This is a genomic window from Dactylosporangium sp. NPDC051485 (assembly GCF_040682015.1).
Taxonomy (GTDB): Bacteria; Actinomycetota; Actinomycetes; order Mycobacteriales; family Micromonosporaceae; genus Dactylosporangium.
Window position 1 is genome coordinate 63699 of record NZ_JBFAZW010000048.1, and the last position, 13457, is coordinate 77155.

The window sequence follows — 13457 nt, forward strand, 5'->3', positions numbered from 1 at the left end:
AGAGCTCATGACGGATGTCCTGCCGAAAACGGCCCCGTTGCCGAGGACGACGCTGCCGCGGGAGCAGCCGCACGCGCAGCCGCAGCCGGCCCCGGTCGCGCCGCCGCCCGGCCCGCCGCCCGCGGACAAGCCGCGGGACCTGCGCAGCCGCACGATCGACGACCGGGCCAGCGTCATCGGCGCGGCGTGCGGCTCGCTCGCGCTGTCCTGGCTGATGTACACCCAGGTGCTGCTGCTGTCGGGCCTGACGGGGTTCCTCATCAGCTGGTACGTCGTCTTCGTGCTCATCTACGCGGCGGTCACCGCGGTGGGCAACCCGTGGCCGGTGGTGAAGGACCGGGTCGCCTCGGCCATGCTGCACGCCGGGGCGGCGCTGGTCGGCCTGTGCCTCGTGCTGACCGTCGTCTACACGGCCGTGCGGGGCGCGCCGGCCCTGCCACACGTGAACTTCTACACGAAGGACATGTCCGGCGTGCCGGGCGACGCCCCGCTGGACCAGGGCGGCATCCTGCACGCGATCGTCGGCTCGCTCATCGAGGTGGCCATCTCCATCGCGGTCTCGCTGCCACTGGGCATCGTGACCGCGGTGTACATGACCGAGGTCGGCGGCCGGCTGTCGCGGATCGTGCGCACCATGGTCGAGGCGATGACCGCGGTGCCGGACATCCTGGCCGGCCTGTTCGTCTACACCACGCTCATCGTGGCGTTCAACTTCCCCAAGAGCGGCTTCGCGGCGGGCCTGGCGATCTCGGTGACGATGGTGCCGATCATCGCCCGGGCCGCCGACGTCGTGCTGCGGGTCGTGCCCGGCGGCCTGCGGGAGGCCGGGCTCGCGCTCGGCGCCTCGCAGGTGCAGGTGGTGTTCCGGGTCGTGCTGCCGACCGCCCTGCCGGGCCTGGCCACCGCGCTGATCCTGGCCGTCGCCCGGGGCATCGGCGAGACCGCGCCGGTCCTGCTCACCTCCGGCGCGTCGACGTTCCTCAACTGGGACCCGCTGCACTACACGATGAACTCGCTGCCCCTCTACATCTTCACCGCGGTGCGAAGCGGCCAGCCGGACTACATCACCCGCGGCTTCGGCGCCGCGGTCGTGCTGCTGGTGCTGGTGCTGGTGCTGTTCGCCGTCACCCGCTGGCTGGCCCGGCCCCGCGTCGGACGCCGCTAGCCCCCCGCCCTGCCCTGCCCCATGAACTTGCGAGGAAGATCAGCATGAAGCGCACGATTCCCGCCGTCCGACCCGACCTGCGCGCCGGCCCGGCCATCTTGCGCGCCACCCTCCGGCAGGCCGCCGTGTTCGGCGCCGTCGTGGCCCTGCTGCTGGCCGGCACCGCGCGCCCGGTCGCCGCTGCCGCGCACGTGCGCATCGAGGGCACCGGCTCGTCGTGGTCGGCCAACGCGCTGAACCAGTGGATCGCCGACGTGCGGCCGCAGGGCCTGCAGGTGGTCTTCACCTCGCTGGGCTCGGCGGCCGGGCGCAAGGACTTCGGGTACCAGACCAACGACTTCGCCATCAGCGACATCCCCTTCCAGGGCTCCGACCCGCTCACCGGCGAGGACGACACGCCCCGCGGCCGGCCCTACGCCTACCTGCCGATGGTCGCCGGCGGCACCGCCTTCCCGTACCACATCGAGGTCGGCGGCAAGCTGGTGAAGGACCTGCGGCTGTCCGGCGACACGCTCGCGAAGATCTTCACCAACCAGATCACCAAGTGGGACGACCCGCAGATCACCGCCGACAACAACGGGCGGAAGCTGCCGTCGATCAAGATCGTGCCGGTCCTGCACGCCGAGGGCTCCGGGTCGACGGCGCAGTTCACCCGGTACCTCGTCAACCAGTTCCCGCAGTACTGGCAGGCCTTCGCCGGGCGCAACGTGCCGACCGAGTACTACCCGCGCCAGGGCGGCGCGGTGCCCCAGGCCGGCTCGGACAGCGTCATGAACTTCATCGTGTCGAAGTCCGGCAACGGCTCGATCGGCTACGACGAGTACTCCTTCGCCCTGAACATCGGCTACCCGGTGGCCAAGATCGGCAACAAGGCCGGCTACTTCACCGAGCCGACCGACTACAACGTGGCCGTCTCGCTGACCAAGGCGCAGATCAACAACGACCCGAACTCGAAGGAGTACCTGATCCAGAACCTGGACCAGGTGTACGTCAACCCCGACGCGCGCACGTACCCGCTCTCGTCGTACTCGTACATGGTGCTGCCGATCGGCGCCAAGGACCCCGAGGAGAAGCGGCTCACCACCGCCAAGCGCCAGACGCTGGCCGACTTCGTGAACTACTCGATCTGCGCCGGCCAGCAGAGCATCGGCTCCAAGGGCTACTCGCCGCTGCCGCTCAACCTGGTGCAGGCCGGCTTCGACCAGGTCAAGAAGCTCAAGGTGGCCGACCCGGGGGTGGAGATCAAGGACCAGCCGGCGACCAGCTGCAACAACCCGACGTTCGTGCCGGGCGACCTGACCCGCAACCACCTGGCCGAGATTGCCCCGATGCCTCAGCCGTGCGACAAGACCGGGGCCGGCCCGTGCCCGCCCAAGGGCGGCGGCAGCAGCTCCGGGTCGGGCGGCACCAATGGCGGCAGCAACGGCGGCACCTCCGGCTCCGGCGGCGGCACCAACGGCGGCACCGGGGGCACGGCCGCCGGCGGCTCCGGAACCGGCTCCGGAACCGGCGGCGGCACCGACGGCCCGCAGGTCGACCCGGACACCGGCGAGGTGGTCGGCGGCAACGGCTCCGGCGGCGGCTCCACCGACCCCAACGCGGCCGCCGTCCCGACCGACCTGGCCGCCTTCAAGGCCAACCGGTACGCGGCGGTGCTCGGGCCGGTCGCGGTCGGCCTGCTGCTGATCGTGCTGTTCGCGCCCGCGCTGATCGGGCGCCTGGTGACCGGTCGCAAGGAGGGGAAGTGAAGGGCCTGAACCGTCGCCGCCGGGCCGGCGCGCTCGCGCTGCTGATCCTGGCGATGATGCTGCCCGCGGCCGCATTCTCGCCATCGGCGGCCTCGGCCGGCAGCCCGGAGTACGTCGAGACCAAGACCCTCGTCCGCTCGCACCTCTCGCGCGTCGGGGAGAACGACACCGTGACCGAGGCCGACAAGCGCACGGTGACCGTCTCGATCAACCAGATCAGCAAGCTCAAGGCCCGGCAGCAGGTCGAGGTCTCGTGGACGGGGGCGCACCCCAGCCTCGGCGTGGTCGACGACCAGAACTCCGCCGAGGCGATCTACCAGGAGTACCCCGTCATGATCATGGAGTGCCGGGGTGACGACGCGAGCGGCACGCTGAGCCCGAGCACCTGCTGGACGCAGGGCTTCGACCAGCGCAAGGACACCTTCCTGCCGATCAACACGAGGAATGTCCCGCCGTGGCGGATGGACCGGGACAACACCCCGGCCCAGGCCAAGCAGATCGTCGGCTTCCCCGACCCGCTGCCGACCAAGGACTGCGAGGGGCCGAAGGACGCCGTCGCGCACTACGAGCCGTTCGTCGCCGCGGACGGCAACATCTACCGGCCGCTGACCACCTACGACAAGACCAACGTCTGCGGCAAGGTGCTCGCCCCGGACATGGTCAACGTCGAGGACAAGGCGGCGCCGCCGGGCAACACGACGTTCGCCAGCACCGACAAGAACGGCAACGGCAGCGCCAAGTTCGTCATCTGGACCGGCGTGGAGAACGCGTCGCTGGGCTGCTCGGCGACCGTGAGCTGCTCCCTGGTGGTGCTGCCGATCATGGGCATGAGCTGTGACGACACCTTCTCCAAGCTGCCCGAGGCGGACCGCCCCGCGCCGGGGCGCTACCGCGACGGCGCGCTGGACGCCTGCCACGCGGTCGGCCAGAACCTCCCCGGCGAGTTCCTGCCCAACCCGGTGCCCCGCTTCCAGGTCGACATGGCCGTGACCGCGGCCGACTGGTGGTCGCCGTCGATCTGGAAGAACCACTTCAGCGTCAAGCTGGGCTTCGGCACCGCGGCCAACGTCTGCGACGCCGGCGACACCCGCAAGGCACTGGACATCTTCGGCTCCGAACTCATGCAGGAGGCCGTGCAGCAGTGGGCGCCGGCCTTCTGCGGCGACCCCACGCGGTTCAAGTTCCGGCTGGTGCAGATGGGCGAGCCGCTGGCCAAGAACAACCTCGTCGACGCCAAGACCTCGGCCTCGCTGATCAGCCGGCCACCCGACGAAGGGTACGGCGACCGCCCGGTGGTCAACGCGCCCGTTGCGGTCAGCGGCTTCGCGATCAGCTACGTGATGGACGACAACACCCACAGCGAGTACTCCGAGCTCAAGCTCAACCCGCGGCTCATCGCCAAGCTGCTCAGCGAGTCCTACCCGGGCCGGCCCGACATCAACCAGCTGCTGGCCAACCCGAAGAGCACGGTGCCCAAGGACAGCCCGTACCGCGCGATGGCGAACAACCCGACGTACCTCGTGGCCGACCCGGAGTTCCTGGCGCTGAACCCCAAGCTCACCGGCTCGACCGCCGAGGCGCTGTCCGGCACCGCGCTCATCGCGCTGTCCGGCAACTCCGACGTGATGTACGCGCTGTCGCAGTACCTCAACGCCGACCCGGACGCCCGCGCGTTCCTCGACGGCGAGCGCGACCCGTGGGGCATGGTGGTCAACCCCGGCTACAAGGGCATCGCGCTGCCCCGGGACTACTGGCCGCTGCTGGACGAGTTCACCGACGTGAGCCTCACCCCGTACAGCGCCTGCGGCCTGCCGCCGGAGTTCATCAAGGACTTCCCGGTCCAGCCGTACGGCCCGCTGCTCGCCGCGCCGATGACGACCATGCAGGAGACGGCCGACCGGCTGCAGTTCGGCCAGGCCAACGCCCACATCCGCTGCTCCGTCGTCATCGACCCCGGCAACAACCCGGTCGGCGCGAACCTCGTCGCCTACGGCCGGCAGCGGCGCGGGGACCGGTTCGTCATCGGCATCACCTCGCTCGCCCAGGCGCAGTTCTACCAGCTGCACACCGCGGCGCTGCAGACGACGAGCACGGTGGCCAAGTCGGCGAAGTTCACCGACACGTCCGGGCGCACGTTCGCCGCGCCGAACGACGACTCGCTCATGGCGGCAATGCGGCTGGCCAAGCCCGACGCCAAGAGCAATGCGTGGGTGATGCCGTACGACACCCTGCGCACGGCGGCGGGGGCCACCGCCTACCCGGGCACGCTGCCGATCTACGCCGCGGTGGCCACCAAGGGTGTGCAGGACGACGACCCCGCCCGCCTGGCCCAGCTGCTGCGCTTCGCGGTCGGCGACGGGCAGGTCCGCGGCTCCGACAACGGTCAGCTGCCGGCCGGTTACCTGCCCCTCACCGCGGCCAACGGCTTCGGCGGGCTGGTCGACTACACGCTGAAGGCGGCCGACGCGGTCGCCGCCCAGCAGGGCACGGTCCCGCTGGTGGTCCCGGCCACCAACGGCGGCTCGTCGGGCAACTCCGGCGGCACCGGCACCGGCGGCTCGAACACGGGCGGCTCGACCGGCACCACGACGCCGGACACGGGCAGCCGCCCGTCGTCGGCCCCGAGCGCGCCGGCGAGCGCCCCCGCCCAGGACCTGGCCCAGCCGGCCGGCTACACCGCGCTGCTGTCGTCGGTCCTGGCCAGCTGGGGACTTCCGCTGGTGCTGCTGGTCGGGTTGTGCGCGGGCTGCGCCGGCTCGATCCTGCGCATGGTCACCGGCTTCAACGACTGGCGACGGAGTCTGTGATGAGGGTGTTCTCGCGGGCGCTGCTGACCCTGGCCGTGCTGTGCGGCTGGCTCATGGCGTACCTCTTCGGCGCGAGCGCGCTGCGCCAGGAGCACGACCAGCGCGACCTCTACAACCAGCTGCGCGAGCAGATGGCCACCGCGGAGGTCAAGATCGGGGGCCCGGACATCGACCCGGGCGCGCCGATCGCGCTGATCGTGTGCCCGGAGATCGCCCTGCGGCAGGTGGTGGTCGAGGGCACCGACGGCGACATACTGCGCGCCGCCCCCGGCCACCGGCGGGACACCCCGCTGCCCGGCCAGCCCGGCACGAGCGTGATCTACGGCCACGCCCTCACCTACGGGGCGCCCTTCGGCGACCTCACCGCGCTCGCCCCCGGCGACCACATCACGGTCACCACCGGCCAGGGCGAGTTCCAGTACGAGGTGCAGCGGGTCCGGCACGCCAACGACCCGACGCCGTCGCCGCTGCAGAAGGGCGGCAGCCGGATGATCCTGGCCACCGCCGAGGGGCGCGGCTGGCGCACCGGCTGGGCGGCCGACCAGGTGGTCTACGTGGACACGATCCTCAAGGGCGACCCGAAGCTGGGCCCGCCCGGCCGGCCGGCGACGATCGACGTGCGGGAGAAGGCCATGCAGGCCAACCCGGACGCCCTCATCCCGTTGGTGCTGTGGCTGCAGCTGCTGGCGGTGACCGCGTTCGGCGGCACCTGGGCGGCCCGGCGCTGGGGCCGCTGGCAGACCTGGATCGTGGCCGTGCCGGCGATCCTGGCCACGGTCTGGGGGATCACCGACTCGATCGGGCAGCTGTTGCCGAACCTGATCTGACGGCGAGCACGGCGAGCCAGAGCCAGTCGACCGTGATGAGCAGGCGCTGGTGACGAACAAGAGCGTGGTGAAGGCGGCGGCGCTCAGGCCCGGGTAGAGCGGCCGCCGCCCGACATCACAGGTGGCCGTCAACCTTGGTTGACGGCGCTCAGGTATGCGAGCACGGCGCGCACGCGCCGGTGGGCGTCGTCGGACGGGGCCAGGGCCAGCTTGGCGAAGATGTTCGTGATGTGCTTCTCCACCGAGACCGGCGCCAGCACCAGCGCGGCGCAGATGGCCGAGTTCGACAGCCCCTGCGCCATGAGCCCGAGCACCTCCCGCTCCCGCGGGGTCAGGGCGCTCACGCCGGCGTTGCGGTCGTTGCGGGTGAACAGCTGCCGGACCACCTCCGGGTCCATCGCGGTGCCGCCCGCGGCCACCCGCTCGATCGCGTCCAGGAAGTCGTCGAGCGCCGTGACGCGGTCCTTGAGCAGGTAGCCGACCCCGCCTCGGCCGTCGGCCAGGAGGTCGGTGGCGTAGGCGCGCTCGACGTACTGCGACAGGATCAGCACCCGGGCGCCCGGGTCGGCCGCGCGGATCTCCAGCGCCGCCCGCAGCCCCTCGTCCCGGAAGCCCGGCGGCAGCCGGACGTCCACGATGGACAGATCCGGGCGCTCGGCGGCGACCGCGGCCAGCAGCTCGGGCGCCGAGCCGACCGCCGCCGCCACGGTGTGCCCGGTGTCGGTGAGCAGCCGGACGAGGCCGTCGCGCAGGAGGAGCAGGTCCTCGGCGATCACGATGCGCATGGGAACTCCGCTCGTAGCCGGGTCGGACCGCCCGGCGGGCTGTCCACGGTCAGGGTGCCGTCCAGCGCCTCCACCCGCCGGCGCAGGCCCTCCAGGCCCGATCCGGCCGGGTCGGCGCCGCCGTGGCCGTTGTCCTCCACGGCGATGGACACCGCCGCAGGTGTACGGCACAGCTCGATCGCACCCGCGCCGGCCCCCGAGTGCTTGGCGGCGTTGGCGAGTCCCTCGGCGGCGACGAAGTACGCGGCCGACTCCACCGCGGCCGGGAACCGCAGGTCCGGGTCGCCGCGGATGACCACGGGCATGGGGCTGTCGGCGGCCAGCGCGGCGAGCGCGGCGTGCAGCCCCCGGTCGGTGAGGATCGGCGGGTGGATGCCCCGCACCAGGCGCCGCAGCTCGGCGAGGGCCTCGTCGAGCTGCCGCCGGGCGGTGTCCACGTCGTGCGCCGCCGGACTCTCGGCCCCGCGCAGCTTCCGGGCGGCCAGGGCGAGGGTCATGCCGGCCGCCACGATCCGGGCCTGGGCGCCGTCGTGCAGGTCGCGCTCGATGCGCCGCAGCTCGGCCGCCTGGGCGTCGACCACCCGGGCCCGGGTGCGGGCCAGCCGCTCGGCCTCCTCGACCAGCCGCCGGTGCTCGCCCGGGGCCAGCAGCGCCCGGGCCGCCGTGACCTCCAGCCTGGCCATGAGCCGGATCAGCCAGGCGGCCAGGGGCACCAGCACGAGCCCGAGCAGGATCAGCGAGAACCGGCCGCCGGTGGTGGTCATGAGCGGCTTCACCGGGAACGGCGCCCGCGGGTTCGGCACCGCCCAGGCCCACAGCGGCGCGGTGAGCATGCCGGCCGAGACGGCGCTCACCACGACGGCCGCGATGCCCAGCCCGAGCCCGAACGGGAACAGCAGCACCAGCCAGGCCAGGTCGCGCCAGGTGGCCGGCTGGGCCCCGACCGCGGTCACCCGGCGCCGCAGCGTGTCGCCGCGCGGGCCGACGTACGGCGGCTCGATCGGCTTGCCGAGCACCCAACCGGCGCGGCGCCGCTCGAGCCCGGCCAGGCGGCGGGTCACCCAGGCCGCGCCGAGAAACGCCGGCCCGCCGAGCTGCGTGATCGCGAGCACCGCGACGCCGAGCACGGCGGCGATGCTCCAGAGCAGGCCGACCGGGCCGGCGACGATGCCGCCGGCCAGGTACGCGAGCGCCACGACGCTTCTTCTGATCACGCTGACCACAGTATGGAACCGCGCCGGACCGGGAGCCGGGCGCGGTCCCGTCTTCTGGTCACGCTGACCCCATCATGGCGCCGGGCGCGGCCCCGTCTTCTGATCACGCTGACCCCATCATGGCGCCGGGCGCGGCCCCGTCTTCTGATCACGCTGACCACATCATGGCGCCGCGCCGGATCAGGAGCCGGGCCGGGACCGCCCCGGCCAGCAGCCCGAGCAGCGCGGTCCCGCCGAGCAGCCCGGCGTAGGTCGCCGGGTCGACGAACACCCGCAACGTCCCGTCCTGGGCGAGGCTGAACGCCCCGACCACGACCGCGGTGACCGCCGCCCCGAGCACCGCGCCGACCGCGACCGCGATCCCGGCCTCGGCGGTGAGCAGCCGGCGCACCTGCGCCCCGGTCGCCCCGGCCAGCCGCAGGTCGGCGCACTCCTTGCGGCGGGCCGCGGTGGCGATGGCGAACGTGTTGACCACGGCGATCGCGGTGAACCCGAGCGTCACGGCGACCATGAGCTCCCACGCCCCTTGCTGCGGGCTGTCCTGCGCCGGCCCGTGTGCGGATGCGCCGCTCGCCGGCCCGGCCGAGCGCATCGTCAGGCTGGTCACCAGCCCCACCGGGTCGTGCGCGGCGACCAGCGCGGCCGGCAGCACCAGGTCGCCGAAGCCGTGCGAGCGCGCGTAGATCGCGGTGAGCGGCAGCTCGGTGCGCGCCCCGTCGGCCAGCCACACCGGCACCCGGTCGCCCACCCGCAGCCCCTCCTGCCGGGCCAGGTACGCGCTCATCGCCAGCCCGTCCGGCGTCAGCGCGCCCGCCGTCACGCCGAGGTCGAGCGCGGGGGAGGAGCCGGTGACGAGCAGCCCCTGCGCCGCGTAGTCCTCGGGCTTGCCCCCGCTGACCAGGATCGCCCGGGTCGGGATGGTCGCCGCGGCGCCGCCGACCCCCGGCCCGGCCGCGAGCTGCTCGGCCTCGTCCAGCGGCATGCCGCCGCCCAGCCGGACGTTCGCCGGCGCCGTCCGCGCGACCTGCTCCCGCGCCGCCAGGTCGTTGAGCAGGGCCCCGTTGAGCAGCATGGTCGCGTTGATGGCGAACATCAGCACGAGCGGCACGGCGACGGCGGCGACGCGGCGGTACTCCGCCCGCGCGATCAGCCCCGCCAGCCGCCCGGCCGTCCCGGGCGCGAGCCGCCCGACGACCGCGGTGAGCCCCCGCACCAGCACCGGCCCGGCCGCCGCCACCGCGCACAGCAGCAGCGCGGTCGAGATGAAGCTCATGCCCATGCCGAGCGGCCCGTCCAGCGGCACGACCGCGAGCACGGTGACCGCCCCCACGGCGGGCACGACGGCCAGGATCGCGCGCAGCGCCCCGCCCCCCTTCGGCGCGGCCGCGGTCTCGACGAGGGCCTGCGTCGGCGCGATCCGCACCGCGCGGCGGGCGGCGATGCGCGCGGACAGCACGGTGAGCAGCATCCCGGCCGCCGCCGCGGCGAGCACGACCCCGGCGTTGACCCGCACCTCGAACGGCGAGGGCACCACCCCCAGCGCCCGGAACCGGGCCGCGACCAGCCGGGCGATCAGCACCCCGAGCGGCGCCGCCGGCAGGGCGGCCACTGCGGCCAGGACGGCCGCCTCGAGCCCGAGCAGCCGGCGCAGCGCCCGCGGCGTGGCCCCGATCGTGCGCAGCAGCGCCAGCTCCCGCAGCCGCTGCCGCACGCTCAGCGCGACGGTCCCGACCAGCACGAAGCCGGCCGCGAAGGCGGTGATCCCGAGCAGGAACCCGAAGATCGAGATCGGCGCGACGTAGTCGGGCAGCGCCCCGGGCAGGTCGGCCCGCACCCGGTCGTCCCCGGTGTACACGGGCGCGTCGGTGAGCGCCTGCGCCGCCGTAGCGAACCCGGCCGGATCGCCGGTGCGCACCGCGATCGCGGTCGGCCCGTCCAGCCCCGACAGCGCCGCGACCTCCCCGTCGTCGACGAACAGCGCACCCTGCGCGGGGAGCGCGTCGCGGCCCGGGGGAGCGGCGACGCCGGAGACCCGCAGCGTGCGGGTGCCGGTGCGGCTGGTGACCCGGATGGTCGCCCCCGGCGCGAGGCCGGCCCGGGCCGCGATGTCCGCGTCGACCACCGCCTCGCCGGCCGCCGGCGCCCGGCCGGACCGCAGCGCGAACGGCGTGACCGCCGCCGAGCCCCAGCCGTGCCCGATCACGGTCCGGCCGTTCAGTTGCACCGGGAACGCGGCGTCGGCCACCACCGAGGTCACGCCGGGCAGCTCGGCGAGCTTGCCGGCCAGGTCGGCGGGCAGCGTGCCGGCCCCGGTGAGCCGCTCGCGCTTCACCTTGGTCTTGGTCTTGTCCTGCTTCTTGTGGGTCACGGTCGTGGCGGTCACCTCGCGCGCCCCGGAGACCACCGCGTCGGCCGCGGCGAACCGGTCGGCCGGCGGCTTCGCGGTGAGCACCGAGAACAGCAGCAGCCCGCCCGCCGCGAGCAGGGCGATCGCGAGCAGCGCGGCCAGGAGCGTGCCGGCGTACGCCCCGCGGTGCCGGCGCAGTGTGCCCAGTGCGAGCCGCATCATCGCGCGCTCACCGCCGTCATGCGCCCGGCCACGGCCTCGGCCGTCGGCGCCGCCAGTTCGTCCACGACCCGGCCGTCGGCCAGGAACACGACCCGGTCGGCCCAGGCCGCCGCAGCGGGATCGTGCGTCACCATGACCACCGCCGTCCCGGTCCGTGCGACCGTCTCCCGCAGCAGCCCGAGCACCTCGCGCCCGCTGGCCAGGTCCAGCGCCCCGGTCGGCTCGTCCGCGAAGATCACCTCGGGCCGCCCGGCCAGCGCGCGGGCCAGCGCGACCCGCTGCCGCTGCCCGCCGGAGAGCCGGCCCGGCCGCTCGTGCTCCCGCCCGGCGAGCCCGACCCGGCGCAGCACCTCCTCGGCCCACCCGCGATCGGCCCGCACCCCGGCCAGCTGCTGCGGCAGCAGCACGTTGTGCCACACGGACAGCGAGTCGAGCAGGTTGTACGCCTGGAAGACGAATCCCACGCGCCGCCGCCGCGCCTCGGTGAGCCGCGGCTCCCGCAGCCGCGAGAGCTCCTCCCCGGCGATGCGCACGACCCCGGAGTCGGCCCGGTCGAGCCCGGCCGCACAGTGCAGCAGCGTCGACTTCCCCGACCCGGACGGCCCCATGACCGCCGTGAACGATCCGCGCCCAAACGCCACGCTGACCCCGTCCAACGCCCGCATCGAGGCCCCGGGGTACCTCTTGACCAGGTCGTGCACCTCGACGACCGCCGTGTTCTCCATGCCCTTCAGCCTCGGAAATTCCAGCCCCGTGCAACACATGGCGCCCTTGGATCTTCGAGGTATGGCCAGCCCTACCCTTGATCGAAGGTCACCCACATAATGCCGAGAACAGTGCGGCTCAGACCCCGTAAGGTACGGCGAATGGGGTGGGAGGCACTCGGGCAATGGGGTAAGGACGCCGCTCGCATCGAACCGCTCACTGGCGGAGTCGCCAACGACGTGTGGAGCGTGCGCGTCAACGGGCGCCTCGCGGTCGGTCGTCTCGGCACCAGGAGCGACGCTGATCTGGCGTGGGAGACAGGGCTCATCCAACACCTCGACCGTGAAGGTCTGACCGTGCCGGTTCCGATCCCGACTACGGACGGCCGGTTGTTCGCCGACGGTCTGGTGGTGATGACCTATCTGGAGGGCGGACCGCCCGAGACGCAGGCCGACTGGCGTCGCGTGGCCGGCACGCTGCGGGAGCTGCATCGGCTGACGCGGGGCTGGCCGCAGCGCCCAGGCTGGCGATCGTCGACCGACCTCCTGCACGCCGAGACCGGGACGAGGATCGACCTCGGCGCGATGCCCCCCGAGAGTGTTGCTCGATGCCGAGCGGCGTGGGCGCGGCTCGCCGGGCGTCAGACCTGCGTCGTCCACGGCGACTCCAACAACCTTGGCAACGTCCGCATGACCGCGGGCCGGGTCGCGCTGATCGACTGGGACGAGGCGCACGTCGACGTCCCCGAGCTCGACCTCGTGCTGCCCGGCAACGCCGCCGGCCTCGACGACGGCGCGCACGACATCGCCGCGCAAGCGTCGGCCGCATGGGAAGCCGCCGTCTGCTGGGACGACGAGTACGCAGTCAGGCGGCTAGCCGAAGTTCGAGCGGTCTGAGCACGCTTCGGCGGGCACGGCGTGCCGGCCAAGGCTGGCGGCTCGGCGACGTCCACGAGGGCATCCGGCAGATGTTCCTCAGGAGCCGAGTTGCGGTCACAGCGCTACTGACGCGCCACGAGCGTCGACCCCGAGCCCTCCGTGCGCATCGCCGCGGCCCGCGCCGCCCGCCGTCGGCCTCGGCGAGGGACGCGGCGGCGACGGCGTGTCGCCCGGCCGCCAGTCGCCCTCGGCCTTGCGCAGGTCGTCGCGGGCGTTGAACGGGTCGACGAGGGTCTCCGGAGGGGCACACGGTCGGGCGGTTCGGCGAGCTGATCACGCGCCGAGCGCCGCCGGGTCGGCGGCGCTCGGCGCGGATGCGCTCAGGGACGGCCGATGGCCGGGCCGGCCTCGGACGGCGGGGGCAGGTGCGGAGTGTCGATGACCGTCGGGTTGGGGCGGTCCACCGCCCACAGCTCGTCCTCGCCCGGCACGACGTCGGCGTCGTAGTCGTCGCGATGGTCCCGGCCGCGGCCGGGCTGGGGCTGGCGCGCGTTGGGGCCGAAGGGCGGCTCGTCGGCGCCGCCGCGGCCGCGCAGGGTCGGGGAGTGTCCCGGGTCCTCGGGGGTCAGGGGACCGGAAGGGCGGCGCAGGCCGCCGCGGCCCTCCAGGGCCGGACGGGCCTGGGCCTGGCGGTTGAACTGCTGGTTGGGTCGGGCCGCGGTTCACAGCCGTGAGGAGGCGGACGGGGTGAACTCGACG

General features: G+C 73.7%; 9 protein-coding genes. 5 read left to right on the forward strand and 4 right to left on the reverse strand.

What is annotated here, in order from left to right; translation table 11 throughout:
• Nucleotides 1–7: 7 nt before the first annotated feature.
• The 4 genes from pstA to AB0M46_RS26045 are packed head-to-tail and all read left to right on the forward strand — an operon-like array spanning nt 8 to nt 6547.
• On the forward strand, nt 8–1165 hold the full coding sequence (gene pstA, locus AB0M46_RS26030; protein ID WP_363339871.1) for a phosphate ABC transporter permease PstA: 1158 nt from the start codon (nt 8–10) through the stop codon (nt 1163–1165).
• Between the two features lie 44 nt (nt 1166–1209).
• On the forward strand, nt 1210–2913 hold the full coding sequence (locus AB0M46_RS26035; RefSeq protein ID WP_363339873.1) for a substrate-binding domain-containing protein: 1704 nt from the start codon (nt 1210–1212) through the stop codon (nt 2911–2913).
• Nucleotides 2910–5720, forward strand: coding sequence for a hypothetical protein (locus tag AB0M46_RS26040; RefSeq protein ID WP_363339875.1), 2811 nt, complete (start codon nt 2910–2912; stop codon nt 5718–5720). The genes AB0M46_RS26035 and AB0M46_RS26040 overlap by 4 nt, the downstream gene beginning before the upstream one ends.
• Nucleotides 5720–6547, forward strand: coding sequence for a sortase (locus tag AB0M46_RS26045; protein WP_363339877.1), 828 nt, complete (start codon nt 5720–5722; stop codon nt 6545–6547). The genes AB0M46_RS26040 and AB0M46_RS26045 overlap by 1 nt, the downstream gene beginning before the upstream one ends.
• Nucleotides 6548–6675: 128 nt before the next feature.
• Here the strand turns inward: AB0M46_RS26045 and AB0M46_RS26050 are convergent, their stop codons facing one another.
• From AB0M46_RS26050 to AB0M46_RS26065, 4 genes are all read right to left on the reverse strand, one after another.
• Nucleotides 6676–7332, reverse strand: coding sequence for a response regulator transcription factor (locus AB0M46_RS26050; protein WP_363339879.1), 657 nt, complete (start codon nt 7330–7332; stop codon nt 6676–6678).
• Nucleotides 7320–8546, reverse strand: coding sequence for a sensor domain-containing protein (locus tag AB0M46_RS26055; protein ID WP_363339881.1), 1227 nt, complete (start codon nt 8544–8546; stop codon nt 7320–7322). Before AB0M46_RS26055 ends, AB0M46_RS26050 begins: the two co-directional genes overlap by 13 nt.
• 148 nt (nt 8547–8694) lie before the next feature.
• Nucleotides 8695–11115, reverse strand: a complete 2421-nt coding sequence (locus AB0M46_RS26060; RefSeq protein ID WP_363339883.1) for an ABC transporter permease — start codon at nt 11113–11115, stop codon at nt 8695–8697.
• The gene (locus tag AB0M46_RS26065) at nt 11112–11840 is read right to left on the reverse strand and encodes an ABC transporter ATP-binding protein (RefSeq protein ID WP_363339885.1); all 729 of its coding nucleotides are present in this window, start codon (nt 11838–11840) and stop codon (nt 11112–11114) included. The genes AB0M46_RS26060 and AB0M46_RS26065 overlap by 4 nt, the downstream gene beginning before the upstream one ends.
• Before the next feature lie 141 nt (nt 11841–11981).
• Between AB0M46_RS26065 and AB0M46_RS26070 the strand changes: the two genes are divergently transcribed.
• Nucleotides 11982–12716 (forward strand): phosphotransferase, encoded by a 735-nt coding sequence (locus tag AB0M46_RS26070; protein ID WP_363339887.1) that lies wholly within the window; start codon nt 11982–11984, stop codon nt 12714–12716.
• Nucleotides 12717–13457 lie beyond the last annotated feature (741 nt).